The sequence below is a fragment of the Spirosoma utsteinense genome (genome assembly GCF_014282275.1).
GTDB classification, from domain to species: Bacteria; Bacteroidota; Bacteroidia; order Cytophagales; family Spirosomataceae; genus Spirosoma; species Spirosoma utsteinense.
The window spans coordinates 128,196-153,418 of the sequence record NZ_VFIA01000015.1 but is presented as its reverse complement, the minus strand read 5'-3'; the positions used below and the strand labels follow the sequence as shown (position 1 = coordinate 153,418).

General features: G+C 54.6%; 27 protein-coding genes. 11 read left to right on the top strand and 16 right to left on the bottom strand.

The features are described 5' to 3' along the window. Positions 1–121 precede the first annotated feature (121 nt). Entirely contained in the window at positions 122–847 is a 726-nt protein-coding gene (locus tag FH603_RS14095) for a DUF72 domain-containing protein (RefSeq protein WP_186738169.1), read from the bottom strand. Between the two features lie 174 nt (positions 848–1,021). On the opposite strand from FH603_RS14095, the gene FH603_RS14090 reads away from it, so the two are divergent. Then, on the top strand, positions 1,022–2,491 hold the full coding sequence (locus tag FH603_RS14090) for an amidohydrolase (RefSeq protein ID WP_186738168.1): 1,470 nt from the start codon (positions 1,022–1,024) through the stop codon (positions 2,489–2,491). A gap of 108 nt (positions 2,492–2,599) precedes the next feature. On the opposite strand, the gene FH603_RS14085 is transcribed toward FH603_RS14090, so the two are convergent. From FH603_RS14085 to FH603_RS14060, 6 genes are all read right to left on the bottom strand, one after another. Then, positions 2,600–3,712 (bottom strand): hypothetical protein, encoded by a 1,113-nt coding sequence (locus tag FH603_RS14085; RefSeq protein WP_186738167.1) that lies wholly within the window; start codon positions 3,710–3,712, stop codon positions 2,600–2,602. A gap of 2 nt (positions 3,713–3,714) precedes the next feature. After that, positions 3,715–4,413, bottom strand: coding sequence for a hypothetical protein (locus FH603_RS14080; protein ID WP_186738166.1), 699 nt, complete (start codon positions 4,411–4,413; stop codon positions 3,715–3,717). Further along, positions 4,385–4,939, bottom strand: coding sequence for an RNA polymerase sigma factor (locus tag FH603_RS14075; RefSeq protein ID WP_186738165.1), 555 nt, complete (start codon positions 4,937–4,939; stop codon positions 4,385–4,387). Before FH603_RS14075 ends, FH603_RS14080 begins: the two co-directional genes overlap by 29 nt. Before the next feature lie 138 nt (positions 4,940–5,077). Then, positions 5,078–6,916: a glutamine--fructose-6-phosphate transaminase (isomerizing) gene (gene glmS / locus FH603_RS14070; protein WP_186738164.1), complete on the bottom strand. Its 1,839-nt coding sequence runs from the start codon at positions 6,914–6,916 to the stop codon at positions 5,078–5,080. Between the two features lie 116 nt (positions 6,917–7,032). Next, entirely contained in the window at positions 7,033–8,436 is a 1,404-nt protein-coding gene (locus FH603_RS14065) for a DUF4270 family protein (RefSeq protein WP_186738163.1), read from the bottom strand. After that, a complete protein-coding gene (locus FH603_RS14060; RefSeq protein WP_080241418.1) occupies positions 8,390–9,196 on the bottom strand; it encodes a glycogen/starch synthase in 807 nt (268 codons plus the stop codon). The genes FH603_RS14065 and FH603_RS14060 overlap by 47 nt, the downstream gene beginning before the upstream one ends. 137 nt (positions 9,197–9,333) lie before the next feature. On the opposite strand from FH603_RS14060, the gene panC reads away from it, so the two are divergent. From panC to FH603_RS14045, 3 genes are read left to right on the top strand one after another with little or no spacing between them, the layout of a single operon-like run. After that, positions 9,334–10,173 carry a pantoate--beta-alanine ligase gene (panC, locus tag FH603_RS14055; RefSeq protein ID WP_186738162.1) on the top strand — a complete coding sequence of 280 codons (840 nt, stop codon included), beginning with the start codon at positions 9,334–9,336 and terminating at the stop codon, positions 10,171–10,173. Between the two features lie 24 nt (positions 10,174–10,197). Continuing rightward, the gene (locus FH603_RS14050; protein WP_186738161.1) at positions 10,198–10,419 is read left to right on the top strand and encodes a DUF433 domain-containing protein; all 222 of its coding nucleotides are present in this window, start codon (positions 10,198–10,200) and stop codon (positions 10,417–10,419) included. After that, a complete protein-coding gene (locus FH603_RS14045; RefSeq protein ID WP_186738160.1) occupies positions 10,416–10,769 on the top strand; it encodes a DUF5615 family PIN-like protein in 354 nt (117 codons plus the stop codon). The genes FH603_RS14050 and FH603_RS14045 overlap by 4 nt, the downstream gene beginning before the upstream one ends. Before the next feature lie 12 nt (positions 10,770–10,781). Here the strand turns inward: FH603_RS14045 and FH603_RS14040 are convergent, their stop codons facing one another. Beyond that, the gene (locus FH603_RS14040) at positions 10,782–11,093 is read right to left on the bottom strand and encodes a hypothetical protein (protein WP_186738159.1); all 312 of its coding nucleotides are present in this window, start codon (positions 11,091–11,093) and stop codon (positions 10,782–10,784) included. 114 nt (positions 11,094–11,207) lie between these two features. Between FH603_RS14040 and FH603_RS14035 the strand changes: the two genes are divergently transcribed. From FH603_RS14035 to FH603_RS14025, 3 genes are all read left to right on the top strand, one after another. Then, on the top strand, positions 11,208–11,567 hold the full coding sequence (locus FH603_RS14035; protein WP_186738158.1) for a DUF1801 domain-containing protein: 360 nt from the start codon (positions 11,208–11,210) through the stop codon (positions 11,565–11,567). Between the two features lie 89 nt (positions 11,568–11,656). Continuing rightward, positions 11,657–12,184, top strand: a complete 528-nt coding sequence (locus FH603_RS14030; RefSeq protein ID WP_186738157.1) for a DUF2975 domain-containing protein — start codon at positions 11,657–11,659, stop codon at positions 12,182–12,184. Between the two features lie 3 nt (positions 12,185–12,187). Continuing rightward, the gene (locus FH603_RS14025; RefSeq protein WP_186738156.1) at positions 12,188–12,397 is read left to right on the top strand and encodes a helix-turn-helix domain-containing protein; all 210 of its coding nucleotides are present in this window, start codon (positions 12,188–12,190) and stop codon (positions 12,395–12,397) included. A gap of 218 nt (positions 12,398–12,615) precedes the next feature. Here FH603_RS14025 and FH603_RS14020 read toward each other — a convergent pair whose 3' ends face one another. After that, a complete protein-coding gene (locus FH603_RS14020) occupies positions 12,616–13,353 on the bottom strand; it encodes a M15 family metallopeptidase (protein ID WP_186738155.1) in 738 nt (245 codons plus the stop codon). 69 nt (positions 13,354–13,422) lie between these two features. Here FH603_RS14020 and FH603_RS14015 point away from each other — a divergent pair, with 69 nt between their 5' ends. Further along, positions 13,423–14,658 (top strand): nucleoside recognition domain-containing protein, encoded by a 1,236-nt coding sequence (locus FH603_RS14015; RefSeq protein ID WP_186738154.1) that lies wholly within the window; start codon positions 13,423–13,425, stop codon positions 14,656–14,658. Between the two features lie 144 nt (positions 14,659–14,802). Here the strand turns inward: FH603_RS14015 and FH603_RS14010 are convergent, their stop codons facing one another. Next, the gene (locus tag FH603_RS14010) at positions 14,803–15,567 is read right to left on the bottom strand and encodes a DUF1345 domain-containing protein (protein WP_186738153.1); all 765 of its coding nucleotides are present in this window, start codon (positions 15,565–15,567) and stop codon (positions 14,803–14,805) included. Between the two features lie 86 nt (positions 15,568–15,653). On the opposite strand from FH603_RS14010, the gene FH603_RS14005 reads away from it, so the two are divergent. Both FH603_RS14005 and FH603_RS14000 read left to right on the top strand, forming a co-directional pair. Continuing rightward, on the top strand, positions 15,654–18,671 hold the full coding sequence (locus FH603_RS14005) for a serine hydrolase domain-containing protein (RefSeq protein WP_186738152.1): 3,018 nt from the start codon (positions 15,654–15,656) through the stop codon (positions 18,669–18,671). After that, entirely contained in the window at positions 18,671–19,126 is a 456-nt protein-coding gene (locus tag FH603_RS14000) for a DinB family protein (RefSeq protein WP_186738151.1), read from the top strand. Before FH603_RS14005 ends, FH603_RS14000 begins: the two co-directional genes overlap by 1 nt. Positions 19,127–19,216: 90 nt before the next feature. On the opposite strand, the gene FH603_RS13995 is transcribed toward FH603_RS14000, so the two are convergent. The 3 genes from FH603_RS13995 to FH603_RS13985 form a co-directional block, all read right to left on the bottom strand. Beyond that, complete coding sequence (locus tag FH603_RS13995; protein ID WP_186738150.1) at positions 19,217–20,428, bottom strand: FG-GAP repeat domain-containing protein; 1,212 nt, start codon at positions 20,426–20,428, stop codon at positions 19,217–19,219. Positions 20,429–20,577: 149 nt separating this feature from the next. Beyond that, positions 20,578–21,450 (bottom strand): MBL fold metallo-hydrolase, encoded by an 873-nt coding sequence (locus tag FH603_RS13990; RefSeq protein WP_186738149.1) that lies wholly within the window; start codon positions 21,448–21,450, stop codon positions 20,578–20,580. A gap of 16 nt (positions 21,451–21,466) precedes the next feature. Beyond that, positions 21,467–22,330 (bottom strand): SDR family NAD(P)-dependent oxidoreductase, encoded by an 864-nt coding sequence (locus FH603_RS13985; protein ID WP_186738148.1) that lies wholly within the window; start codon positions 22,328–22,330, stop codon positions 21,467–21,469. A 130-nt stretch (positions 22,331–22,460) separates the two neighbouring features. On the opposite strand from FH603_RS13985, the gene FH603_RS13980 reads away from it, so the two are divergent. Next, positions 22,461–23,027, top strand: a complete 567-nt coding sequence (locus FH603_RS13980) for a hypothetical protein (protein WP_186738147.1) — start codon at positions 22,461–22,463, stop codon at positions 23,025–23,027. Between the two features lie 120 nt (positions 23,028–23,147). Here FH603_RS13980 and FH603_RS13975 read toward each other — a convergent pair whose 3' ends face one another. Genes FH603_RS13975 through FH603_RS13965 form a run of 3 tightly spaced genes read right to left on the bottom strand, consistent with a single transcriptional unit; the run spans position 23,148 to position 24,789 of the window. Further along, the gene (locus FH603_RS13975) at positions 23,148–23,540 is read right to left on the bottom strand and encodes a hypothetical protein (protein ID WP_186738146.1); all 393 of its coding nucleotides are present in this window, start codon (positions 23,538–23,540) and stop codon (positions 23,148–23,150) included. A 36-nt stretch (positions 23,541–23,576) separates the two neighbouring features. Continuing rightward, a complete protein-coding gene (locus FH603_RS13970; protein ID WP_186738145.1) occupies positions 23,577–23,981 on the bottom strand; it encodes a tellurite resistance TerB family protein in 405 nt (134 codons plus the stop codon). 22 nt (positions 23,982–24,003) lie between these two features. Continuing rightward, entirely contained in the window at positions 24,004–24,789 is a 786-nt protein-coding gene (locus FH603_RS13965) for a prohibitin family protein (RefSeq protein ID WP_186738144.1), read from the bottom strand. Between the last annotated feature and the right edge of the window lie 434 nt (positions 24,790–25,223).

Sequence of the window (25,223 nt, the reverse complement as noted above, 5' to 3'; positions counted from 1 at the left end):
CTTCTGTCGGCTAGCGATTTTACAAAGATGTCGAATTTTAGGGTGCGGTACAGGGAAAAAGTAGGTCCAGAAAACATGAATCCGTACCTGTGCTAAAAACAGCAGGCGGGTATCATCCTGCTTACTGGACTAATGCCCGCAATGTCAGCGCGTTCCAGACGGCATGGCCACCGATGTCGTTGTTGAAATAAGCATACACGTCTTTGCCTTGAGCGGTCCATTCCCGGATACGGTCGGCCCACCAGCGTAAATCGTCGTCGGAGTAGGAGCCGCCGTAGAGCGAGTGCCAGTCGGGTCCGTGCAGGCGGATGTAGACGAAAGGGGCCGTTGCCCGTAACACACACGGCAGGCCAGCTCCGCTCATAATACAGTACCCCACCCGTCGGCTTTCGAGCAGGTCATAAATAGCGTCCTGATGCCAGCTCGGGTGTCGGAATTCGACGACGGTGGGCATCCAATCGGGCAGCAGATCCAGGAAACGGGCCAGCCGGTCGTAGTTGCAGGCGAAACGGGGCGACAGCTGTACCAGCAAAATAGCCCGGCGGTCACCCAATTCATGCCAGCCTTCTTTGACTTTGTCCAGCCAGCGTTCGGGATTTGAGAGGTTGCCATAGTGGGTGAGCCAGCGGGGGGCTTTCAGGCTCAGCCGGAACCCGTCGGGTAGCTTCTCGCGCCAGCCCGCAAAGGTTTCGTTTTTTGGCCAGCGGTAGAAGCTGGTGTTCAGCTCCACCGTATCGAAGCGTTGCAGGTAATAGCCCAGGCGCTTGCCCACGGGCGTCTTTTCCGGATATAGAACGCCCTGCCAGTGGTCGTAACTCCAACCCGATGTACCAATGAAGATGCTCATACGGTATGCTCAATACAAACGACAATGACCTTGACCCGGTCAGGACCAGGTAGTATCTACAACCGATTCGGCTCTATTTCGTCCCGGACCTCCACTTAGATCGGAGGTTGCGGCCTCCGACACGCCATTTTTAGTTATTTTTAGCCAATTACAACCTACTCTATACGATACCCGATGAACAAACAACTCCTTGCTACGGCCCTGCTCCTGCCCGCTCTGGCCTTTGGACAGTCAAAAAAAACCGCTAAAAGCCCGGCTGTCGACCGCGACAAGCAAACGATCATTGCCGACCTCGACAAGCGGTTTACTGAGTATGCAGGCATCTCGAAACAGATCTGGGACTTTGCCGAACTGGGCTACCAGGAAGAGAAAAGCTCCCTCCTGCTGCAGGAGCAACTCAAAAAAGAAGGCTTTACCGTAACAGCGGGTGTAGCGGGTATACCAACGGCTTTTGTCGCTACCTACGGCGCTGGTAAGCCGGTCATCGGTATCCTGGGCGAATATGACGCGCTGCCGGGTCTGGCAACGGAAAGCAAACCGGAGTTTACGCCCATCGCCGGTCAGAAAGGCGGTCACGGCTGCGGCCATAACCTCTTCGGAACAGCGTCGGTGGCGGCAGCGGTCGAGGTGAAAAACTGGCTCAAGTCGTCGGGCCACGCGGGTACGGTGAAGATCTACGGATGTCCGGCCGAAGAAGGCGGAGCCGGTAAAGTGTATATGGTCCGCGAGGGCCTGTTCAACGATGTCGACGTGGTTCTCCACTGGCACCCCGGTTCGCAGAATGCCGCCGACGCGGGTACATCGCTGGCCAACAAGAACGCCAAGTTTCGCTTTCGGGGGATTGCGGCCCACGCGGCAGCCTCACCCGAGCGCGGCCGGTCGGGTCTGGACGGCGTCGAAGCCATGGACTACATGGTCAACATGATGCGCGAGCACGTACCGCAGGATACCCGGATTCACTACGTCATCACCAAAGGGGGCGACGCGCCTAACGTAGTCCCGGCTTTTGCGGAGGTGTACTACTACGCCCGCCATAAAGACCGCGACATTCTCCAGAGTGTCTGGAAACGGATCGAGAACGCGGCCGAGGGCGCGGCCAAAGGTACCGGGACCAAAGTAGACTGGGAAGTGCTGGGCGGTGTGTTCAACCTGTTGCCCAACGTAACGCTGGCAGAAGCGATGCACCAGAACCTCAAAACGGTGGGCGGCATTACCTACACCCCCGAGGAAACGGCTTTTGCCGAGAAGATCAGCGAGACCTTCGGCGAGGGCCAGAAGGTACCCATCACTAACGCAGCCTTGATTAAAGACTTCCGCGATGCGTCGGAGAGTGCGACGAGTGGCGGCTCTACCGATGTAGGGGACGTAAGCTGGACCGTGCCCACGGTGGGCCTGCAAACCGCCACCTGGGTACCGGGCTCGTCGGCCCATAGCTGGCAGTCGACGGCCGCGAGTGGCATGACCATTGGCCAGAAAGGCATGATCGTAGCGGCCAAAACGCTGGCCCTGACCGCGCTCGACCTCTACAAAACGCCCGCCCTGATCGAGAAAGCCCGCGCCGAATGGACGCAGAAACGCGGAGCCAACTTCAAATACGAAGCCTTGCTGGGCGATCGAAAACCGGCGCTGGACTACCGGAAGTAAACACCATAGTCATAATCCTACTTCCCCTCTTTTTATAGGCAAAACGCCAGTAAAAGAGGGGAAGTAGGATTATGGGATGAAGCCGCCGATTGGGCATGTGAAGCGTCATTAAAATCCGACGACCAGACGCAGACCGGGATTGACTTTCTTGAAAAATCCATTCATGTACAATTCAGGCTGTACTTTAAACGGCCCTTTCTGGTAAACCGTACCACTCAGCCGGATAGTGTTACGCTCGAAATAAGGCCCGCTTCGTTTCACCAGCATTCCCACCGAAAAAGAAGCTATCTGGCGGCTGAACGACGTCGCTTTATCGCCCTTGTCGGAATTATAAAAAGCGACGCCCAGGCTCAGGAAGTCATTTCGGAACGCCTGAAACGACCCGTTATCGGGTGCCTGAGCGAAGAAAAACGTAGACGTGTACCCAATACTGTAGCCAACGCTCCGACGGCGGTTGGGAATAAACTGAATATCGAAGTTGAGCGACGGGACCCACTGGTTGCGAATCAGGCCGACGCCGATACCGGGCTGAAGGCTGAGGAATGGCGCTTTTGCCAGACCCGGCTCAATAAACTGCGCCCGTTTATCGGTTCCCTGCACCATGTTAAATGCCATCTTTGCATCGGTCAGGTCGTGGCCTTTGTAGGAACGCACCGATTCGAAGGCCGTTTTTAGCGCACCATTGATACCACCTGCGTTGAGCCTGTCCTCCAGGTCGGCGAAGCTATTGACGAGCAGGTAGACACCGTAAGCATCGGGCGCAACGGATTTTCTACCCACCATTGCCGTTCTGGAATCCGATGCCCAAACGATATGCAGCGTATCCTGCTGGGTTTTCACGTCGAGGGGCGGATTATCCCTTCGGAAACGGAACGACGACGTTGGCTGTGGGGTGAAGCGCAGGTCGAGCGCCCGGTCGGCTTCGTTTAGTCGAAACTGAGCGTGGATGGCCCTTGTCGGGGATTGGGTTGTATCAGCTATTTTCCGGTAGTCGTTCACGAACAGGCGCAGTACCGAGTCTACATTCTGCCGTGCCTGAACCTGAGCATAGCGGTCAAAGCCAACCAGCAGCGTGTTTCGCTGACCCAGTTCAACTTCGATATGGCTCAACCCGCTGAATTTGTTCCGTTGACCCGGAATCAGGAGGTGCGGTCCTGCTGACTGGGCCATGGTTGTCCCGGCCATGCTCAAAACAAGCATGGCAATCTGTGTAATACGCATAGCTACTGGTTTGATTTACTGTTGATGGGGAGCGAAATGGACGGATGGCTGGTTTCCGGTACAGGTGTCCCCCTATTGCCCATGCCGAGCCGAACAAAACGTTCGGTACGATACGAACCAGGACGAATCTCTTCTTCAGCCTGTAACTCGTTGAGGTGTACGACCCGGAATCGTCGTCTGGGCACACTGACGACAACCGTGCTGGCCCTGGCGGGTGCGGTTGACACCGCTGAATCAGTGCGCGTGTCTACTGTTGATTCAGAGGACAGGGCTACCGTTGGCGCGGTTCCTCCACCGGATGGGGCAGGCACCGGAGCCGTTCCTAAAATCTTCCTTTTTACAAACGGGCGACTTGTGGTAGAAACCACCCCGGCAACCCGCTCAGGTTCGATTTCGGCCTTTGACTTCTGATCGATCAGAATCTGCGCATCCGGGCCTTTTTCCTGAGCAACCGTAACGCGCTGTTCCGGTTGTGGCTGATTCAGGACCAGCCAGGCCAACACTACACCTGCCAGACAAGCGGCTGCCGCCCACCACGCCCAGGACCGCCGGCGGGGGTTGGCGGAGGGTTGTAGTTCCGGACGCAGTTGCACCCATAACCGTTCCTTATCGAATGCCGTGCCGGGCGGAGGGGCGTCGGGAAGCCGGTTGAGCGACTGCCGTACCCATTGATCAAGATGTTCGTCGGGTTTCCCGTTCATAACCGTTTTTGGTTAACCATTCCTGCAATAAAGCCCGCGCTTTGCTTAGCTGTGATTTTGACGTGTTCTCCGATATGCCCAGTTGATCACCTATCTCACGATGCGTATAGCCTTCGATGGCGTACAGATTAAATACCGTCCGGTAGCCGGTTGGAAGTTCACAAATCAGCGCGTAGATCCGTTCGGCATCCAACCCCTCATCAGGAAGCGACTGTGGATCAGGTTGCGTATCGGCCAGTTCATGCGCCTGAAACAACGGCAGTCGTCGGTTGGCACGCAGGTACTGCAAAGCTTCGTTGACGATAATTCGCCGGAGCCAGGCGTCCAGCCCGTTTTCGTCCCGGTACGTGAAATCGCCGATCGCCCGGAATATTTTCAGAAAACCGTTCATCAACACTTCCTCGGCTTCAGGTTCATTCCGGACGTAGCGCAGGCTCACGCGAAACAACCGGTTCGCAAACTGATCGAACAGCCGTTTTTGGGCGAAGGCGTTACCCCGCTGACACTGTTCGACGAGCTGATGCATGCGTGGTTTAAAGTCGTGGTCGTTTCAAGTACAGAAATGCCGGATCTGGCGAAAGGGTTGCCTGACGCTAAAAAAAGAATGCCGCTCCCTGGACGGCAACGGCATTCGTTATCTCATTATCTCGTTCACTCTTTACCCCTACTCCACCGTCACCGACTTCGCCAGGTTCCGCGGCTGGTCGACATTGCGGCCACGCATCACGGCGATGTCGTAGGCCAGCAGTTGGAGCGGCACTACCGAAATCAACGGCATCAGAATCTCGTGAACGTTCGGGATCTCGATCGTGAAATCGACCATCCCCGGCAGGTTCGTGTCGCCCTCAGTCGTGATGGCAATGACGCGGCCTTTGCGGGCTTTCACTTCCTGAATATTAGAGACGACTTTCTCGTACGATGAGTCTTTCGTGGCAATGACCACAACGGGCATGTCTTCGTCGATGAGCGCGATGGGACCGTGTTTCATCTCGGCAGCCGGGTAGCCCTCCGCGTGGATGTAGCTGATCTCTTTCAGTTTCAGGGCTCCTTCCAGCGCAACGGGGAAGTTCAGCCCCCGGCCCAGGTAGATGAAGTTACGGGCGTAGGTAAAGATATAGGCAATCTCCTTGATCTTGTCGGCCGATTGCAGTACCCGTTCGATCTTGGCGGGAATGCTTTCCAACTCCACCAGCAACTGCCGGAACAGCGAGTCGGAGATGGTGCCTTTCTTTTTAGCCGCGGCCAGCGCCATTAGCGTCAGTACCGTCACCTGCGCCGTAAAGGCTTTCGTGCTGGCTACCCCAATTTCCGGCCCAGCGTGGGTATAGGCCCCCGCGTGGGTGGCCCGGGCAATGGACGACCCAACGACGTTACAAACGCCGAAGATAGTCGCGCCTTTCGACTTCGCCAGTTCGATAGCGGCCAGCGTATCGGCTGTTTCGCCCGACTGCGAGATGGCAATGACGATATCACCTTCTTTAATGATCGGGTTGCGGTACCGGAACTCCGACGCGTACTCGACCTCGACCGGAATTCGGGCTAATTCCTCGAAAATGTATTCAGCCACCAGACCCGCGTGCCATGAGGTACCGCAGCCAACGATAACGATCCGCTTCGACTTGGCCAGTTTATCCACGTAATCGCGTAGGCCACCCAGCTGTACCATGGCGTCGTCGGCGTTGACGCGCCCGCGCATGGAGTCGGCAATAGAGCGCGGCTGCTCAAAAATTTCCTTGAGCATGAAGTGGTCGAATCCACCTTTTTCAATAGCCGCCAGTTCCATTTCAATGGTTTGGACATAGGGCGTAGTGGTGGTATTATCGAGCGTGACAACCGTGAGTTCACCGTTTTTAATGATAGCGATCTCCAGATCGTTCAGGTAGATCACGTCTTTGGTGTATTCCACGATGGGCGTAGCATCCGACGCCAGAAAGAACTCGTCCTCTCCCACCCCAATCACCAAAGGCGAGCCTTTACGGGCCGCAATGAGTTGGGTGGGATCGGCCTCGCTCATGATCACGATGGCATAAGCACCCACCACTTCCTGCAAGGCCAGGCGCACCGCGTCTTCGAGCGTCCCGCCGTTGTTCTCCCAGATATCTTCAATAAACTGCCCCAGCACTTCGGTATCAGTTTCACTCTGGAAGGTATGCCCTTTCTTGAGCAGCGCCTGCTTGATGGCTGCGTAGTTCTCGATAATCCCGTTATGGATGATGGCCAGCTTCCGGTGAAACGAATAATGCGGGTGGGCATTCACATCGTTGGGCTCGCCGTGGGTAGCCCAGCGGGTGTGGCCCATACCGATAGTAGACTGGAGGTCGCGGCCGGCCAGTTCACCCTCCAGCGAAACAACCTTTCCCTTTTTTTTGTAAACGCTCAGACCACTGCCATTCATCAGCGCAATACCGGCACTGTCATAACCCCGGTATTCGAGCCGTTTCAACCCTTTTATTACGATTGGACACGCTTCGCGATGCCCGACATAGGCTACTATTCCACACATGATTTTATTGACAGTTTACGGTTTTTCTATTAACAACTGTTGTACTCTTCGGCGGGTAAAGTAAATAGAAAAAGCCGGAGATTCCGGCTTTTTCCGCATATACAAGGTGGGTAAACCTATTTTGAGGTGGTATAAAACACCACTAGTTTCACACTGGCATCTCCCTCCAGTACCGCCTGAAATAACCGATCGGTCATGTAGTAATCCGGCGACGGGCTACTCTGCGACAAGCCCAGCTGGCCTGTACTGGCGGTTAAAATGGCAAGGCCGTTGTTGGGCGTCTTACCAGCCAGGATGGACTGAAAATAACCGCTCAATTCGAATGTATAGGATCTTGTCCGGGTGTTATAAGCTACCGCTTGCGGAGAATTGAACGAAACCTCGGCCCGATCGAAGAGCGTTTGTGGCAGCGGCACCAACTGCAGCAAACGAGTTGGGGTGGTTCGCAGGATCCGGTTTTGCGTCGTTACTTCAGCCAGCGTCAGGTAGTATGGCAACGTATAGAGCGTACCTGTTGTAATTTTTGGCGTTATGATCAGGTCAGCCCGGTTAATCGCTACCCGGCTGTTCTTACGAATTTCGTCCAGCCCCGGAAACGTAAGTTTCGTGGTAACGCCTGCCGTCGACAGAACATACGACTTTCCCTTGAGTGCCGTTGCCGACAGGCCCGAACCGGTAGTAAGCCCGGCCAGCGCCGTGCCGGTCCGGTCATTCTGCACCTGGTTGAACCGGCCGCCATCGAAACTAAAGTCCTTAAGCCGTGCTGACGTTTCGCCTTCGATATGGTAATAGACACCAACGAACGAGTTAGGGACAATACCGAACAGAGCTGCATTAGCGGTCTGGGCCGTTTTAAAAGCCAGCCCTTTCATCTTCGCCTGAAACAGCGCCAAGGTTCTACCGGTATCGGTGTTGGCCAGCGCCAGCAGTTCGCGACCAAAGGTATCGGGTAACCGAAGCCGCAAGCCCCGCGTCGAATCCTGCGTGATGGGTCTCGGCTGAATCATAGCCCGCAGTAAAGGCACACTCTCGTGGGCCACTGAGCTATTGATGTCATAATTCTTGGCCGCTTCAATGGCTTCCGTAATCCGGTAGACCTGCAGCTCCTGCGTTTTCAGCGTGTCGCCATAGAAGTACCCGGAATAGCCCGTAATCAGCCGTGTTGAATCATAGATGATCCTGGCCGTCGGAATATCCTTGCTATCGGTACCCTGAATGGTGAATGGAATACCCGACAGTGTTAACTGAGCGTAGGCCGAGGCTTTTACTTTACCCAGTTCAGGGTCTGTATAGCTGCCAGTGAGTAGCTGACTGGTGTTATAGGTACGAACAGAATCCAGTAATACTGTTGAGCGAACGGCCTGGAGCGTATCGCTGTAGGCAATATCGACCGGTGTGGAGGGTGGTAAGCCTATTTCTTTGGGTTCTTCGCAGGCCAGCACGCCCGCTACAGCCCCCGCTAGCAGACAGAGTCTACCCAGCCAGTTGCGTGTAGAGGTTGTAATAGCGTTCTGCGACATCTTCATCTTCGGCAGCATCAAATTTGTGTTCGGGTAAATCAGTTAAAATGGCATTGAGACTCTCACTCGACTCTTCTTCCGCCCGCACAACAGCATCGGCGTAGGTGCAGCCGATACGGATGAAACCGGGAAAATCAGCTGTTTTCAGCTCGTTGAGCATGGAATCGTCGATATCCATCATCCGGGCTTTCTCGATGATATCGCCTTCAAACCGATGCTCGAATGAGTTGTTATAGACTGTAAAGACCGACTTGGCGTCTTTAAACATCGGGTCGTTCTTGTAGGTTGTCTTGAGGTACAGTGGAATCAACGCTGTCATCCAGTCATTGCAGTGAACGATATCCGGTGCCCAGCCGAGTTTTTTCACTGTTTCGAGTACGCCTTTGCAAAAGAAAATGGCCCGCTCGTCATTGTCGTCGTAGAACCGATTCTCTTTGTCATGGAAAACGTACTTACGCTGGAAATAGTCTTCGTTATCAATAAAATAGACCTGTAGTTTAGCCGTTGGAATGGAGGCTACTTTGATAATCAGGGGTTTCTCTTCGTCGCCCACAGCGATGTTGATGCCCGACAAGCGTACCACTTCATGCAACCGGTTTTTACGCTCGTTGATCAATCCGAAACGCGGCACTAGAATGCGGATTTCCATGCCCCGCTCCTGCATCGCCTGAGGCAGTTTACGGACGAAATCGGCGACGTCTGACGTTTTCAGGAAAGGGTTGATCTCACTGGCAACGTAGAGAATACGTAGTTTGCTCATAGAAACGGGCGGAGTGTGCTGTTTGAGTGACCTAAAAAACTTACAAAATTAGGCAATTTTTTCCCACATTTCAATACATTTTGTCCAAAAAAGATACCGATCCCGTATCATTGCAGCCGCAAATCAAGCTAACCGTTATGAACCGTTTCGACACCATCACCGCCCTTCGTCAACACCTCGATTCGCTCCCTACTGACCGCCCTGTTGGCCTCGTCCCTACCATGGGAGCGCTACATGAAGGTCACTTGACGCTCATCGAAACAGCCCGGCAGGCAGGTGACCTGGTCGTTGCCAGCATTTTTGTCAATCCGGTCCAGTTCAACAACCCCGACGACCTAGCCCGCTACCCCCGTACCCTGGAAGAGGACTGCCGGATGCTCGAAGCGGCTGGCTGCGATATTGTATTTGCCCCGTCGGTAACGGAGATGTATCCCAACCCGCCTGCTATGCGGCTGAGCTTTGGGGATCTGGAGACGGTTATGGAAGGAGCGCACCGGCCCGGTCATTTCAACGGCGTTGGTATTGTGGTGGCCAAACTCTTCAACATCGTCCAGCCGCAGCGGGCCTATTTCGGCCAGAAAGATCTGCAACAGGTGGCGGTGATCCGGCAACTGATCCGGGAGCTGAGTTTCCCCGTCGAACTGGTCCGGTGCCCCACCGTCCGCGAACCCAACGGACTGGCGATGTCCTCACGCAACCGCAACCTCACACCTGAGGAGCGTGAGCTGGCTCCGGCCCTTCATGAAGCGCTGACCCTGGCCCACGATTTGTTAAGCGAAGGCCAGAGCACGGCTCAGGCTAAAGCGGCTGTAACAGGCTTTTTCAGCAATAACCCCAATTTCCGGCTGGAGTACGTCGATATTGCCAATGCCGACACGCTCCAACCCGCCGGCGAGGTGCTGGCACCGGGCCAGACGGCTATCTGTCTGGCGGTGCATCTGGGCAAGGTGCGCCTGATCGACAACGTCGTGTTTTGAGTAACTTTACAGAAAAAGAATAGTATGCTGTCGAAAATCACAATTGACCCGGATATATGCCACGGCAAACCGACTATTCGTGGGTCGCGTCTGTTAGTCACCACCATTCTGGAATTGCTAGCCGGCGGTATGACATGGGATGAGATTATGGACGACTATCCAACTCTTGAACCTGACGACATCAAAGCCTGTCTGGAATACGCCATTCAACTGGCGCATTTTCGCACACAGCCGCTAGCTGCATGATGTTTCTTGTAGATGAGCAATTACCTGCTCTACTGGCCGAGTGGTTATGCACTAAAGGTCATGACGCGGTTCATGTCTCGGCCCTGCTTACCAACACGCGCATACCGGACGGATACATTGGCGAGCGGAGCATGATCGAGAAGCGGGTGGTTATATCGAAAGACGTCGACTTCCTGAACACCTATCTCATTAAGAAGCAGCCTTACAAACTGGTATACATTACTACTGGAAACCTCAAAAACAGGGACTTGCTCGATCTTTTCCGATCTCAATTTAAGTCCTTGCTCCATATTTTAGAAACAGCTCATGTTGTCGAATTAAATCGAGACGTGATGAATATCTGGTTCTAGTCCCCTGCACATTCAGGCAAGGTGCGCCTGATCGACAACGTCGTGTTTTGAGCGAACGCGACGGCTACCGTGCCTTATTTCTGACAATAAGCAGCGTAGATGGCTTAGTAGTTCTTCGTCGAGCCCTCGGTAGCCGTAACGCACTGGCTCATCAACACGAACGTACCGGAGTCGTTTGCCCGCCTGGAGCAGAGGTGGAACAACTACTTTTTGTTCGAGTCGGGGCTGCATTTCGGCGTTAAGTTTTAGCGGCCGTGCCCGTGCTGCGGTTAGGAGCGCATCCGGCTCATCCACAGATCGTTGGGCTGGTCTGTGGGCGAACATGACACGGGCAGAAGCGAATATAGCTTTATATTGGTCGTGGCTTTTCTGGTCGTGACAGCAGCGGAGAAACGTACCTGACCAGTCCACGTAGTTGATCGTAACGAACCGAGTCTGATGAACGCCCTTGATACTTATTACCTCACCCAGCCCGAACCTACCCAAAGCTGTTTGCTCGCCCTGCGCGACCTGATTCTGGCCCAAAGCGAACACCTGACCCCGGCCTGGAAATGGAACACACCATTTTTCGATTACAAAGGACGCTATCTGTTCTATCTGTGGATTGATAAGGCGTTGAAGCTCCCGTATATCGGCATTACCAACGGTGCCAACATAGACCATCCGGCACTCACACAGGGAAAACGTACCCAGATGAAACTGCTGCTGATTGAGCCAACGCAGGACCTGCCCGTCGACCTAATTCGGGATATACTGCAACGTGCCATCACCCTGCGTGACATACCCGACAGCCTATGATGAAGATTATTTTTGGTAATGGTTAAAATTTTATTGATAATCAATAAATAATTATTGTTATTTGTCCTATGAGCTAAACACATACGCAAATGACAACCACAAACACAACGGTCTTGAAGATCATGAATTTGCTTTTCTGGATCATCTTCATTGGCCTCTGCATCAAGACGGGTGCCCTCCTGATCTCATTCTTCGTTAGCATCTTCGTGAATCCTGCTGGAGCGAAAGACCTCTACATGGGCCTGAACCTCTCCAAACTGTATAACTACAGCCTGCCGTACTACGTCCCTGTGGCATCGCTGGTTATCGTACTGACTGGCCTGAAAGCCTACATCGCCTATCTGGTGGTCAAAATCTTCACGAAGTTTGACCTCGCCAAACCTTTTAACCACGACATCACCGCGCTGATCACAACCATTAGCCATGTGGCCCTCGAAACGGGCATTTTAGCCATTATTGCCAGCGGAACCAGCGGCTGGATCACGAAGCGGGGCATCGACGTGCCTGACAACTGGGGTGCGAGTGAGATTTTGTTCTTTGCGGGGGTGATCTACATCATCGCCATCGTCTTCAAGAAAGGCACCGAACTGCAAACCGAAAACGACCTCACCGTATAAGCCATGCCCATAATTGTAAACCTGGACGTGATGATGGCCAAACGGAAGATGTCACTGAATGAGCTTTCCGCTAAGGTTGATTTGACGCTATCCAACCTGTCGATTCTGAAAACAGGCAAGGCAAAAGCCATTCGATTTAGTACCCTCGACGCGATTTGCAACGCATTGGACTGTCAGCCGGGTGATATTCTGGAGTTTAAGGATGAAGGCTAACGGATATAACCGTTTGCATTTCCAGCAGGATAACTACACGTATCAACCCTGAGGTCATCGACGATGGCCCTACCCGGGGCGGTTAACCTCGAAGTGATGCTGGTATTCGTGTTGGTATTCATCGGGCTGAACAGACTGTTTCTGTATGCCATACTGGTCAGGGCAGGTCGGTAGCGGATGGTGGGTGAGTAAGCAGACTACTTTAGCAGCAATCCACCCTAGTCCACAATCCGGAATGTTTCCTTCGCCTTCGCCCGTGAAATGGCGTTGAAGTGCCACCACTCGAACTCAATAGACGTGAAGCCGCCCTGGCGCATGGCCGTACGCAACATGGTTCGGTTCGCGATCTGCTGCTTCGTCAGCTTACCCGATTTCAATAAACTGCTTTCCAGCTTGGGATAAGCCAGTTCCCCAAAAAAATCATATTTGGTGCCCATGTCCAGCGGTTCCGGCGCGCCCGACCGACCATCCACGGTAGCAAGCGTCAGATCGACCGCACAGCCGTAGTTGTGAATAGACCCCTTGCGGGGGTCAGCCACGTACTTCTGGCGTTCGCGTTCAGGCATGTTGGGCAACGCATTCCAGAGGTTCCACTGGGCTTTGCGGGGACGGGCGGCATCATAGACCAGTAACCGCAAGTTAGGGTGGTGCGCCTTTAGGTACTTACTGGCGCTGGCGAGTTTGCGGGCCGCCATGGGCTGCATGTAGGCGCGGGTCAGATCGCCGTACACATCTTTACCCACGAAATTATCCGTAGTCGAGTATTTGAGATCGACCAGAATGGTGGGGTCTACTTGCTGCACATCGACAAGACCCTGTTTCTGCATAGCGGTCTCGAAGGATTGCGCGTGCAGGCTTGTGGCACATAAATGCACGGCGATAACCCAGAGATACACGGCGATAACGTGACGATTCTTTGTGCGTCTCTGTTCTTTCTCCGGGGGTCGCTGTGTCATAACTTTTTCATCTACCATGGCGCAAATAAAGCCAAAACGCGGTACTTTGCCTGCTAAACCTGCCCGTACATGGCCTTAAACTACATCTGGGTTGCCTTTTTCATCATTGCCTTTCTGGTTGCTCTCGCCAAGCTTATCTTCCTCGGCGACACCGAAATCTTTAAACTCATTGTGGAAGGGCTGTTCGATTCGTCGAAGGTCGCCGTTATGGATATCGCCCTGCCGCTGGCGGGGGTGATGACGTTTTTTCTGGGGCTGCTCAACATCGGCGAGAAAGCGGGTGCCATCAATTTCCTGGCCCGGATCATCGGCCCGTTTTTCCATAAACTCTTCCCTGAAGTACCGGAAAACCACCCCGCCAACGGCCAGATGATCATGAACTTCTCGGCCAACATGCTGGGGCTGGACAATGCCGCGACACCCTTCGGGCTACGGGCCATGGCGAGTTTGCAGGAGTTGAATCCCACGAAAGAGACAGCCTCCAATGCCCAGATCATGTTTCTGGTATTGCACACATCCGGCCTGACCATTATCCCGCTCAGCATCATGGCGCAGCGGGCCATACTAGGGGCTAAAGACCCATCGGACATTTTCATTCCCTGCCTGATTGCCACCTACGTTGCCACGGTCGTGAGTATGATTGCCGTGGCCATAAAGCAGCGCATCAACCTGATCAACAGCACCGTGCTGGGCTGGCTGGGCGGCATCACCAGCCTGATTGCCCTGGCGCTCTGGTTTCTGTCGACCAAAACGAAGGATGAGATCGAGGTCATTTCCAAGGTAACGGGTAACCTTGTTTTGATGCTCATCGTGGTCTCGTTTCTGCTGGGGGCAATGCGCAAGAAAGTAGACATTTTCGACGCCTTCATCGAAGGCGCGAAAGGGGGTTTCGAAACCTCCGTACGCATCATTCCATATCTGGTGGGTATGCTCGTGGCCATCGGAGCCTTCCGGAACTCGGGAGCTATGGACTACGTGATCGACGGGCTCAAGTTCCTGTTCAGCCTGACGGGCCTGAACACGGAGTTTACCGATGCCCTGCCCGTAGCCCTTATGCGGCCGCTGAGTGGCTCGGGGTCACGGGCGCTGATGATCGACGCCATGAAGCAGTTCGGCCCCGATTCGTTCGTTGGTCGCCTGTCCTGTATGTTCCAGGGCGCGGCCGATACCACGTTCTACATTGTGGCTCTGTACTTTGGCTCGGTCGGGATTCGTAATTCGCGATATGCCATCCCATTTGGTCTGTTCGCCGATTTAATGGGCGTCATTGCCGGTATTGCGTTGGGATATTTCTTCTTTCATTGAGCAAAACCAGACTCATTTGTGTTGTCAGGGTAGCCCCGTCAGGCTAACATAACAGCGATTCGACAAAACTACCCTGAATGAATATCACCCAAGTCCGCGAACATTTACACCGGCTCATCGACGAGGTCGATGACATTTATGTACTCAATGGCCTGTACCGGAATCTGCTGTCCGACAAACGGCAGCGTGAAGAATACGAACGCGATCAGCAGGATAAGAACAAGCGGCAGAGCTTGCCGGAGACTCGTTCGACAGCACCCCGGAGAGGCCACTGATCGTCAGGGCGATAATACTCGCGTTGAAGCTGAACGCGAGTATACCATGCACCAGTACGGTACGGCGCATCCGTTTCGACCCGATCGACACGTCGGCCGTCTGGCTGGTCATACCGATGACGAACGAGAAGTAAGCGAAATCCAGGTAGTCCGGTTCGGTCTCGTGCGGGAAGTCAAGCCCCCCCGGTGGTTCGGTTTGTTTCCGGGGGTCGCCGTAGTAGAGGTGAGCATACCGGAGTGTGAAGATCGTATGGACCAGCCCCCAGGCACCCGCAACGGCCAGAATAGCCAATGTAGTATGGAGTATACGGTTGTCCGGCGTTATGGAGTCAAGCAGGGCTACCACAGCAAACAGGCTGGCTACGGCTGCCACCACCACAAAGGCAAGAATCAAGAGCCGGCTGGAATCCTGCAAACGCGACAGCCGAAGCAACTCGCGCGGATGGGCATTGACGATACTGATCCACATCAATGCTAACATTGTAAAGGCGAACGCCACCCAGATGAAGGTCAGCCGAACGGGCAGGTCCGAATTCTGGTATATGCCGATGAACGCCAGAAAAGCTGCACCGAGCGCAATAAGTACCCGGTGGTGCGTATCCAATTTACTAACTCGGGAAATCAACGAAGTCATGTTGAGAACAGGTAAGCACCGGCAATGTAGGGATGAACGCTGTCCTTTTCGTATTTTTGAGACTTCACGACCCAATTCATTCGCCCATGACCTCTTGCCGGTCCCTGTTGGTTACCCTGCTTAGCGTTCTTTTCTCCGTTGCTGCGTTCGCTCAAACTACCCTACCCTCCTTTTTACAACCAACGAACCGCTATGGCGGGCCACGCGTAAACCGCTGGGCCGACTCCGTTTTGGCGACGCTGACGCCCGATGAGCGCATCAGTCAGCTGATCATGGTGGCGGGGTATTCGAACCGGAAGCCGGGCTACGAAGATTCGCTGGTAACGCTGGTTCGGACCAATAAACTGGGCGGGGTGGTTTTCTTTCAGGGTGGGCCCATCCGGCAGGCCAAGCTCACCAACCGGCTTCAGGCGCTTTCTACCGTACCGTTGCTGATTGCGATGGACGCCGAGTGGGGACTGGCCATGCGTCTGGATAGCACCGTCCGGTATCCCTATCAAATGACGCTGGGAGCCATGCCGGGCAGCGATTCGCTTATCTACCGGATGGGTGCCAATCTGGCGAAGCAGGCACGTCGGCTGGGTATGCACGTCAATTTCGCGCCATCGGTCGACATCAACAACAACCCCAACAACCCCGTCATCAACTTCCGCTCGTTTGGCGAAGATAAATATGCCGTAACCCGCAAAGCGCTGGCCTACGTCCGCGGCATGGAAGACAACCAGCTCCTGACCAGCATCAAACACTTTCCCGGCCACGGCGACACCGGCACCGATTCGCACTACGACCTGCCGCTGATCAGCAAAAGCCGGGTCGAACTCGACTCCCTCGAGCTGTATCCCTTTCGCCAGTTAATCAACGCCGGGGCGTCGGGTGTGATGATCGCCCACCTGAGCATTCCGGCGCTGGACACGACCCGCAACCGCCCCTCGACCTTATCGCCTAACATCGTAACGAACCTGCTCAAAGATGAACTGGGTTTCCAGGGACTCGTATTTTCCGACGCCATGAATATGAAAGGCGTTACCAAATACTTCCCGTCAGGGCAGGCCGATGAGCTGGGCATTGAAGCAGGTATGGACGTGCTGGAGTTTACCGAAGACGTACCGGCCGCCCTGGCCCTGATCAAACAGGCTATTGCCGATGGTCGTATCACCCAGCAATCGCTGGACGCCCGCTGCCTGAAAGTACTGCGCGCCAAAGCCTGGGTCGGGCTGGACAAGTACAAACCCGTTGTACTCGACAACCTCGTCAGCGACCTGAACCCGGTGCAGGATGTGCTGCTCAACCGTCAGTTTACCGAAGCCAGCCTGACGGTTCTGAAGAACGACAAGAACCTGCTACCCCTACAGCATCTGGATACGCTCCGTATTGCTTCTGTGGCGATTGAAAGCGAAAAGGTGACGGCGTTTCAGCAGATGGCCGGAAATTATACGCAGGTGGACCATTTCCGGCTGACGTCAAAAATGGCCGACTCGACGGTGGCGAAGGTGCTGGATTCATTGCAGGCGTATAACCTGCTGCTGGTCGATGTCCACCTGAACAACATTCGGCCCGGCACCCGCTACGGCATGCAGGCAAAAACGGCAACGCTGGTTGGTGATCTGGTCGCGACCGGAAAAGCGGTTGTTACGGTGTTCGGGAATGTCTACTCGCTCGACAGGCTGAATGTGCCTGCTGACTCCGCCCGGCCCGGACGCACCATTGAGCAGGCCCGGGCCATTGTCATGCCCTATCAATTGACCGACTACACCGAAGAACTATCGGCCCAATTGATTTTCGGCGCTATTGGCGCATCGGGTAAGCTCCCCGTAACGGTGAACCAGCGGTTCCGGCTGGGCGACGGGATTGCCATCAACGCCATCGGCCGACTCAAATACACGATTCCCGAAGAGGTGGGCATCGACAGCCGGTTTCTGACCCGGCAGGTCGATTCGCTGGTGAACGTCGGTCTGGAGCAAAAGGCGTTTCCGGGATGTGTAGTTCAGATGGCCAGAAATGGAAAGGTTATTTTTCGCAAGGCCTATGGCAAACATACTTACGACGCATCGCTGGGTGCCGAACCAAAAACGGTTCAGCTAGACGATCTGTACGATATGGCCTCGGTCACGAAGGTCAGTACGTCGACGCCCGCCCTGATGCGGCTGGTGGACGAAGGCAAATTCAACGTCGACGGCAAAATGAGCGACTATCTCCCCAGCTTCAAAAAGTCGAACAAGGCCGACATCGTCTGGCGCGACGTACTGACGCACCAGGCCCGGCTGAGAGCCTGGATTCCGTTCTGGATGGATACCCGGGAGGAAGACGGCAGTTGGAAACCTAAAACCTTCAAGGCTGAACGCAGCGCCCGTTACCCGATTGAAATAACCGACAGCCTATATCTGTTCAAGAACTACTCGAAAACCATTTTTGAGCAAATCCGCGATTCGCCCCTGAACGCCAAGAAAGAATATGTGTACTCCGATCTGTCGTTCATTCTCTATCCGCAGATCGTGAAACGCATCACGGGCGTACCGTTCGAAGACTTCCTGAAGACGACTTTTTATAAGCCACTGGGCGCAGCTACACTGACGTATAACCCACGCCGTTTCTATAAGCTCGATCGTATTGTTCCCACCGAGTATGACTCATTATTCAGGAAGACGCTCATCTGGGGCCGCGTTCACGACGAAGGGGCCGCCATGCTCGGTGGTTTGTCAGGACATGCAGGTCTGTTCGGATCGGCCAACGATTTGATGAAGGTGTTCGAGATGTACCGGCAGAAGGGCAGTTATGCCGGACAACAGTACATTTCAGCTAAGACCATCGCTGAATTTACCCGCTATCAGTTTCCGGAACTGGGCAACCGGCGTGGTCTGGGCTTTGAGAAGCCGTCGTTTGCCTATACGGGTAACGCCCCCCGGTCGGCTACCAAAGACAGCTTCGGTCACTCGGGCTTTACGGGCACCTTTACCTGGGTCGATCCGGACCCTGCTTACAACCTGACCTATGTATTTCTGGCCAACCGCGTGTATCCCACCCGAAACAATAACAAAATCAGCTCGTTGAATACCCGAACCTATGTCGCCGAAGCACTATACCAGGCTATCAAACGCGGTATCTAATGAAAAACTACCTGATCCACCTGCTTAACTACGAACTCTGGGCTAATCAACGGGTTATCGGCGCACTTGAGACGCTGGATAATCCCCCCGCACGCGCTATTGCCGTGATGGGTCATATTTTATCGGCTCAGCAGGTATGGCTCGGCCGCGCACTCAACGAAACAACATTTATTTCTATCTGGGAAGATACCCCGGTAGCCTGGATGAACGAAACGGCCGAGCGCCAGCACCGCAAGATCGTGAGCTACCTGAACACGCTGCCTGAAACGGACCTGACTAATCCCATCGACTATGCCAACTCGAAGCAGGAACCGTATCAAAGTACGCTCCTCGACATCCTGACCCATATGAGCCACCATGCCGCCTACCACCGCGGGCAGGTAGTACAACTCATCCGGCCGCTGGTGACCGAACCGCCGGTAACCGATTTCATCGTCTGGACCCGGGAGAGCTAGTTTCTTTCTGACAGGATGAACAGGATTGGTGCGAAATAAAAATCATGTTCGTCCAGTCAATCCTGTCAGAAAGAAACCTTATCAGAAAAATTACGGCTTCTGCTGATTCCAGTAGATGAGTACGTTCAGCGTCGCCCGGCCCGATGCAATCAGGTCCAGATCACCGTCCCCGTCGAGGTCGACAGCCTGCAGGTCTTCGCACGCCATCCGAACGGTATCGTCGAGTATATAGCCATCGAAGTTGTCGTTCTCCTGCGGCACGAACAGCCGCACACCAACTTTCCCGTTCTTGTCCGGATTGCGCCAGCCCACCACGATCTGGTCGTGGCCCGTACCCAGAAAATCGCCACATACCAGCGCATGGCCCTGACTAAGTCCGTCGGTAAGCACGTTTATTTCCTTTTCGGAAACATCAGCCCGGGGTCGTTTGGTGGAATAGTAGCCATTTTCGATCTGTAACACATTGCCGTGCATAGGCTGAATGGTAGCAATACCGGCACCCTTGTCGAACCGTCTGATTTCGCCGATTCCGTCGGTATTATTAGTCATCAACGGCAGGGCGTTTCGGGCGGCCTCTTCGGGCTGGTAGCGCCACTGACCCGACTGCCATTCCAGTATTTTACCCCCTTCTTTTCCGGCTACGATTACCCCCGTGATCGGGCCGTCTTCCCAGATCTCGAAATTATGGGTCAGGTGAAGCGTGGAATCGACCAGGTAACGTTTCCAGGGGCCACGCGGGTTTTTCGGAAATTCATAGCCCCACACCCGGACGCCCCGCCCCTCCCCGCCTTTGTTGCCCAGCCCATGCAAAGGCACAACGATCAGTTGATAGGTCGAGCCGGTTTTGGCCCAGCGCATCCGGTGGGTCGTCACCTCATGAGGCAGGCGCACGGCTTCCCAGCGCTGGGTCGGGTCTCTGGGAGCGATCAAGTAGAAAACGGCGCCCGACTTCGTGCTGTCGCTGGTCTCGGCGGGACTCCAGCCTGCCCCTACAGCAACCTCTACACGCCCGTCGCCATCGAGGTCGCGGGCAGCTATGCAGACATTATCCTGTGGCGTCAGGTTCTCGGCCATCACATACCGTTTCCAGGTTCCTGTTTTCGTAGCCGGGTTCTTATACCAGACAAACTGCTTCTGGTCGGCCAGCAAAATATCAGGGTGCCGGTCACCGTCGACGTCGCCGATGGCTAAGCCATACCCAATATCGATCTGGTTATCGACAACCTGGGTAGTAAACCTGGGTTTTGGGGTCTGAGCCAGGCTAAGTAACGGGCTCAGGAGAAAGAAAAGAAAAAGTCTCATAGTTGGGCAGTTTTAGCAGGATAATAAGGCCGCGACAGGTGCATACTACTACACCCTGCCAGTGGCTGAAAGCTCTGGTAGTGGCTGAGCGATAGGCGTATCGATTTGAAGTCAACCACTACCAGGGATTTGCGGGTCAGATTCAACCACTACCAGGGTCCTGCCGGACCACTGGCAGGGTTGGGCAGGGTTATTCCCTCCCCCAACTGCATCACACGATAGGGCGTACCGTAGCGTTCACAGGCCCGGACAAAATCGGCGGGGTCGGCGGTGTTGAAGGCAAACAGGTCGTAGTGATGCGGAATAACGAGTTTCGCGCCGATGTCGCGGCCAAGCCGGGCGGCTTCGTCGGGGTCGAGGTTGCCCGCTACGCGCCGTTCGGGCTTGTTGCCATTGATCGGCAGGAACGCCACATCGACCGGAAAAGGGCGCAACACATCCACCATGCCGTCGTACCAAAGCGTATCACCGGAATGGTAAACCGTGTACGGACCTAGTTCGAACACAAAGCCCATGAATTTATCGAAGCCCCACTCGTCGCGTTCGCGTTCATTGTGCGCGGCTGGCACACCATGAATGACAATATCACCCACCGTAACTGTCCCGCCATCGGTCAGACCCAACGGCCAGGCCGGATCGGTATGAAGCCGGTCGGACACAAAGGCCCGGTTCGCTTCGGGAATGACGAACTGCACGGCCGGATTAGCCGCAATCAGGGGCAACAACGTATCGGCGTCGAGGTGGTCGGTATGGTTGTGGCTCGATGTTACGACGTCTATCATGTCGAGTTGAGACGGGTCAATAACCAGTTCCGACACGCGAACGTGGGGTTTGTCGGTCACGGCATATTTGCGGGGCAGCGAGTCGGACAGGTACGGGTCGACCAGCAGACGCCTACCCGCGTACTGAAGCAGGAATCCACTCTGGCCCAGCCACCAGACGTGCAGTTTGTCGGGGGCTTGAACAGCCTTTTCGATGTCGGCCAGCAGGGCCTCGTCTTTTTGGAAAGCAGGTTTGAGCATGACGGTTCTATCGGGTTCAGTCGACGGGTTTCCGTAGGCCGGTGATTCGCCCCAGTACCCAGTCCAACGTTCGGGCGGGCAGCAGCCGGGGCAGCGTCCAGCCGATCAGTTTCTGCGGCACAATGGCGTAGCGGATGCGGGGATTCGGCGTTTCATGGATCTGAACGATCCGTTCGCCCAGGTAATCGACGGATAATCCCCGACTCTCTGCCGCCTGGACCTGTTTCAGAAACCCCTGCATGGCCGGGTAATAGGCCGTAGGTTTGTACGCATCGATAGCCGTTCCTTTTCCCCATATCGGCGTTTTTACCGCCCCCGGCCCAACAATAACCACCTCGATGCCATATAAAATCAGCTCCCGGCGTAAACTGTGCGACAGCCCTTCGACGGCATGTTTGGACCCCACATAGGCTCCCATAAACGGAATGGCCACCTGCCCGTTCACGGAGCTGATATTCTGAATCCGGCCCGGCTGAACGGGGTGATTTTCGTGAGCGCCCAGCAGCGGGAGAAACGCCTGCGTGACGCGCAGCAACCCCAGCACATTCACCTCGAAATGCTGCCGGACAATGTCCAGCGGCTGGTGTTGCAGGGGCCCGCCAATGGCAATACCTGCGTTGTTGATCAGCCCGCCGAGGCCACTGCCCGCCAGCAGCCCGGTGAGGGTTCGGGCCGCAGCGTCGACAGCGTCAGCATCGGTCACGTCGAACAGCAGCGGCACAAAATTGGTGCCCAGTTCGGCCTGTAGCCGATCGGCGTCTGGTTGGGAGCGAACGCTTCCGTATACGGTATAACCCTTCCGGGTAAACTGCCGGGCAGCACCGTAGCCGATACCAGTCGACGCGCCGGTGATGAGGATATTTCTGGAGACGGGTTTCATGACAGCCAAGTTATGGTATATCTTCAGGATATGACATGACTGACCGGCCCACAGCTCAACAAACGCCTAAAATTTGACGTTATCCTATTGGTCGGCCAGCCCAAAACCACCGGGCCGACATCTATGAATCATGCAGGATATTGAACCGTTCTACGGCTGGGAAAAGTACTACAATGCGTCGGAAGACGAGCGGTCGCCGTTCTACGAGCGTGAGTACAACATGCAGCGGTATGAGAATGACATTTACGGCTACTACATCCACCCCCTCTGGGATGAGATTGGCTCCGAAACGCTCTATTGCAAGATTTTATTCACGAACTACGACCGGCAGTTTGTCGTCATCGAACTCTTCGGTGAATGGAACGACACGCTTCACAACGACATCATGTACCTCAAACGGCAGGTCGTCGACGTACTCGTTAACCGGGGTATCAAGTACTTCATCCTCATCAGCGAGAATATATTCAACTTCCACGGCTCCGACGACAGTTACTACGAAGAGTGGTTCGAAGACGTGGAAGATGGCTGGATAGCGGCTATTCACTCGCCCGACTTCATCGAACGGGAGTGGAAGAAATATCGGCTCGACTACTACATCAATTTTGGGGGTACGCTCGACATTGCCAACTGGCGGACCCTCAAGCCAGCCGCCCTCTTCGAACTGGTGAACAGCCTGCTCGTTCGCCGACTGGGCTGATCATCCCCAAACAAACCTGCCTAACGATGATCGTTCACCGCAACACCAGAACCCGCCGACAACTGTCGGGACGGGTTCTGGTGCACAACTAGCATTAAAACGAACAAGGTGGCCGGTTATTTAGTCAATAGGCAAAACGTCGATCTGACGATTAAGCGAAGGATTCACTGATGGGGACAGACGAATCAAACTAGCCTGTATTCGGCTGTGGTCGCTAACCTCAACCCGGTAATGGCCAGCCGGGAGGGCATTCAGGTTCAGATTGACCTGTACCGTTGCTGAGCCTGCCGGAACCAACTGCTCGTGGATCAGCTGACCATCGCTCTCATCCGTAAACCGGATCATGAGCGGTACGGGCGGGTGGCGGTCTGCTACGATCTGTAGCCGATTCTGGGCTGCGTCGGCCTGCACCGATGTCTGGACGGGCTGATACGACTGCGGTTTGAAATTGGAAAAAATAAAAATGGGGCTGGACAGAAACGCCAGCAGCATGCTGATTCGGATCGTTTTCATGGATTTATTTTTTACAGATTGTTCATTGGATTGGTACTACGCTGATGACAGCCGCCGGAGATCGCGCCGGAACCGGTTGATCAGCTCTTGTTGCTTCGGGGAAACGTTTCCGTTTGCGTCAGCGATCTGTAACAGAATATTGACGAACTGCGCCCGGATGATGGCATTCAACGTTTTTCGATTACTGGCAAACCGGTTTAAAGCGAGCGCGTAGGCTTCCTCAGCCGTTTCGTTACAATGATCCCGCTGGAAATACGCAGACAGTGCCAGATTACCGTTGGGAATACCGGTCAACAGGTCTCTGACCGTCTGAAGGTTGTCAAAATGCACCTGTTTATCCACGTGAGCGAGTGCATAGACGACACTCCCCAGCCCGCTATACAGATCGGTGGTTTCGTCGCCCGGCTCGTCGGGAGCCGTCGTCAGATTGGAACTAGTCATCGGAGTGAGGCAGGTCGGTTTATTAGTCCAGGCGGTCGGCATTCAGCATCAGGGGTGAATCGCCGTTGGTGATGATAACCTTGCTGTTTGGCGACGTCGACAACCGGTTAAACGCTTCAACGGTCTTGAACCGAATCAGCATGGGCGTCAGTCCTTCGCTGATGATCTTCTGTGCGTCGCGCGTTCCCTCGGCCTCAATAATCCGGCGCTGCGCTTCCTGCCGTTCTTTGTCCAGGACAAACTGCATCCGCTGGGCGTCCTGTTCAGCAGCCAGTTTATCCTCTATTGCTTTGGTAAGGCCGGCCGGGAGCGAAATGCTTTTGAGCAGGACCGATTCAATTACGAAACCCCGGTCTTTGAGCTGGTTGGTCATAACGTCCCGGATCGATCGTTCGATCTCAGCCCGCTGCCCTGTGTGCATATCCTTGGCGAAATAGCGCGAAGACACATCGGTGACTGCGGAACGAAACACGGGCAGAATAAGCACATCGGCGTAGCTGGGACCAATCTGCTCCACAATGCGGGGGGCATAGCTACCCTCCACCCGGTAAAGGATGGAAATATCTGACTGCACGGTAAGTCCTTCTTTGGAGGGCAGCGGAGCACGTACTTCGAGATTGACCGTACGGGTTGGCAGTTTTATTATGCGCGTCAGCAGAGGGTTGAAAATCTGGACCCCTTCCGGCAGCGTTCCCGGTTTGATTTTACCCAGCGTGCGTTTAACACCTACTTCGCCCTGGCGAATGACGGTACAACTGGTTAGCCCCACCAGTGCCAGTAGCAGGGCGGGATATAGCGAGCGTTTCATACAATAACAGCGTTTATACAGTGTGTCCAAAGACAGGTAGCGGAATCGCAACCCAGTACGGCATCTGGCCCATTCGTACCAGCTTTGTTGACACAAATTTGATTTCCCGCTTTTAGAGCCGAATTAGCGCTCGGTTAGAAACAGATTAGAATAAATATCCTGACAGGATACCTCATAAAACAGGCGTCATCCCGGATTTTTAAAAGTCGGTATCTTTTTAGGGTCCAGAATGAAAACAAGGGTATATCGCTTGGTGTCAGGTCCCTTGACCTACGGGGTATACACGTCTTTTTTGCTTACTGAAAAGCCCTGTAGGGGCGACCTGTCAATAGAAAAGAAAGCAAGGGTAGCCTGTAAAGCGCCGTAGGTGCGACCTGATGTAGTTCATTCAGGTCGCACCTACGGCGCTTTAGACAAGGTAGGAACGCTAGTAA

Bases quoted from the DNA above. Each gene is read 5' to 3' on its own strand.
- FH603_RS14095 (WP_186738169.1), bottom strand. From the start codon at position 847: ATGAGCATCTTCATTGGTACATCGGGTTGGAGTTACGACCACTGGCAG.
- FH603_RS14090 (WP_186738168.1), top strand. From the start codon at position 1,022: ATGAACAAACAACTCCTTGCTACGGCCCTGCTCCTGCCCGCTCTGGCC.
- FH603_RS14085 (WP_186738167.1), bottom strand. From the start codon at position 3,712: ATGCGTATTACACAGATTGCCATGCTTGTTTTGAGCATGGCCGGGACA.
- FH603_RS14080 (WP_186738166.1), bottom strand. From the start codon at position 4,413: ATGAACGGGAAACCCGACGAACATCTTGATCAATGGGTACGGCAGTCG.
- FH603_RS14075 (WP_186738165.1), bottom strand. From the start codon at position 4,939: ATGCATCAGCTCGTCGAACAGTGTCAGCGGGGTAACGCCTTCGCCCAA.
- glmS (WP_186738164.1), bottom strand. From the start codon at position 6,916: ATGTGTGGAATAGTAGCCTATGTCGGGCATCGCGAAGCGTGTCCAATC.
- FH603_RS14065 (WP_186738163.1), bottom strand. From the start codon at position 8,436: ATGTCGCAGAACGCTATTACAACCTCTACACGCAACTGGCTGGGTAGA.
- FH603_RS14060 (WP_080241418.1), bottom strand. From the start codon at position 9,196: ATGAGCAAACTACGTATTCTCTACGTTGCCAGTGAGATCAACCCTTTC.
- panC (WP_186738162.1), top strand. From the start codon at position 9,334: ATGAACCGTTTCGACACCATCACCGCCCTTCGTCAACACCTCGATTCG.
- FH603_RS14050 (WP_186738161.1), top strand. From the start codon at position 10,198: ATGCTGTCGAAAATCACAATTGACCCGGATATATGCCACGGCAAACCG.
- FH603_RS14045 (WP_186738160.1), top strand. From the start codon at position 10,416: ATGATGTTTCTTGTAGATGAGCAATTACCTGCTCTACTGGCCGAGTGG.
- FH603_RS14040 (WP_186738159.1), bottom strand. From the start codon at position 11,093: ATGTTCGCCCACAGACCAGCCCAACGATCTGTGGATGAGCCGGATGCG.
- FH603_RS14035 (WP_186738158.1), top strand. From the start codon at position 11,208: ATGAACGCCCTTGATACTTATTACCTCACCCAGCCCGAACCTACCCAA.
- FH603_RS14030 (WP_186738157.1), top strand. From the start codon at position 11,657: ATGACAACCACAAACACAACGGTCTTGAAGATCATGAATTTGCTTTTC.
- FH603_RS14025 (WP_186738156.1), top strand. From the start codon at position 12,188: ATGCCCATAATTGTAAACCTGGACGTGATGATGGCCAAACGGAAGATG.
- FH603_RS14020 (WP_186738155.1), bottom strand. From the start codon at position 13,353: ATGACACAGCGACCCCCGGAGAAAGAACAGAGACGCACAAAGAATCGT.
- FH603_RS14015 (WP_186738154.1), top strand. From the start codon at position 13,423: ATGGCCTTAAACTACATCTGGGTTGCCTTTTTCATCATTGCCTTTCTG.
- FH603_RS14010 (WP_186738153.1), bottom strand. From the start codon at position 15,567: ATGACTTCGTTGATTTCCCGAGTTAGTAAATTGGATACGCACCACCGG.
- FH603_RS14005 (WP_186738152.1), top strand. From the start codon at position 15,654: ATGACCTCTTGCCGGTCCCTGTTGGTTACCCTGCTTAGCGTTCTTTTC.
- FH603_RS14000 (WP_186738151.1), top strand. From the start codon at position 18,671: ATGAAAAACTACCTGATCCACCTGCTTAACTACGAACTCTGGGCTAAT.
- FH603_RS13995 (WP_186738150.1), bottom strand. From the start codon at position 20,428: ATGAGACTTTTTCTTTTCTTTCTCCTGAGCCCGTTACTTAGCCTGGCT.
- FH603_RS13990 (WP_186738149.1), bottom strand. From the start codon at position 21,450: ATGCTCAAACCTGCTTTCCAAAAAGACGAGGCCCTGCTGGCCGACATC.
- FH603_RS13985 (WP_186738148.1), bottom strand. From the start codon at position 22,330: ATGAAACCCGTCTCCAGAAATATCCTCATCACCGGCGCGTCGACTGGT.
- FH603_RS13980 (WP_186738147.1), top strand. From the start codon at position 22,461: ATGCAGGATATTGAACCGTTCTACGGCTGGGAAAAGTACTACAATGCG.
- FH603_RS13975 (WP_186738146.1), bottom strand. From the start codon at position 23,540: ATGAAAACGATCCGAATCAGCATGCTGCTGGCGTTTCTGTCCAGCCCC.
- FH603_RS13970 (WP_186738145.1), bottom strand. From the start codon at position 23,981: ATGACTAGTTCCAATCTGACGACGGCTCCCGACGAGCCGGGCGACGAA.
- FH603_RS13965 (WP_186738144.1), bottom strand. From the start codon at position 24,789: ATGAAACGCTCGCTATATCCCGCCCTGCTACTGGCACTGGTGGGGCTA.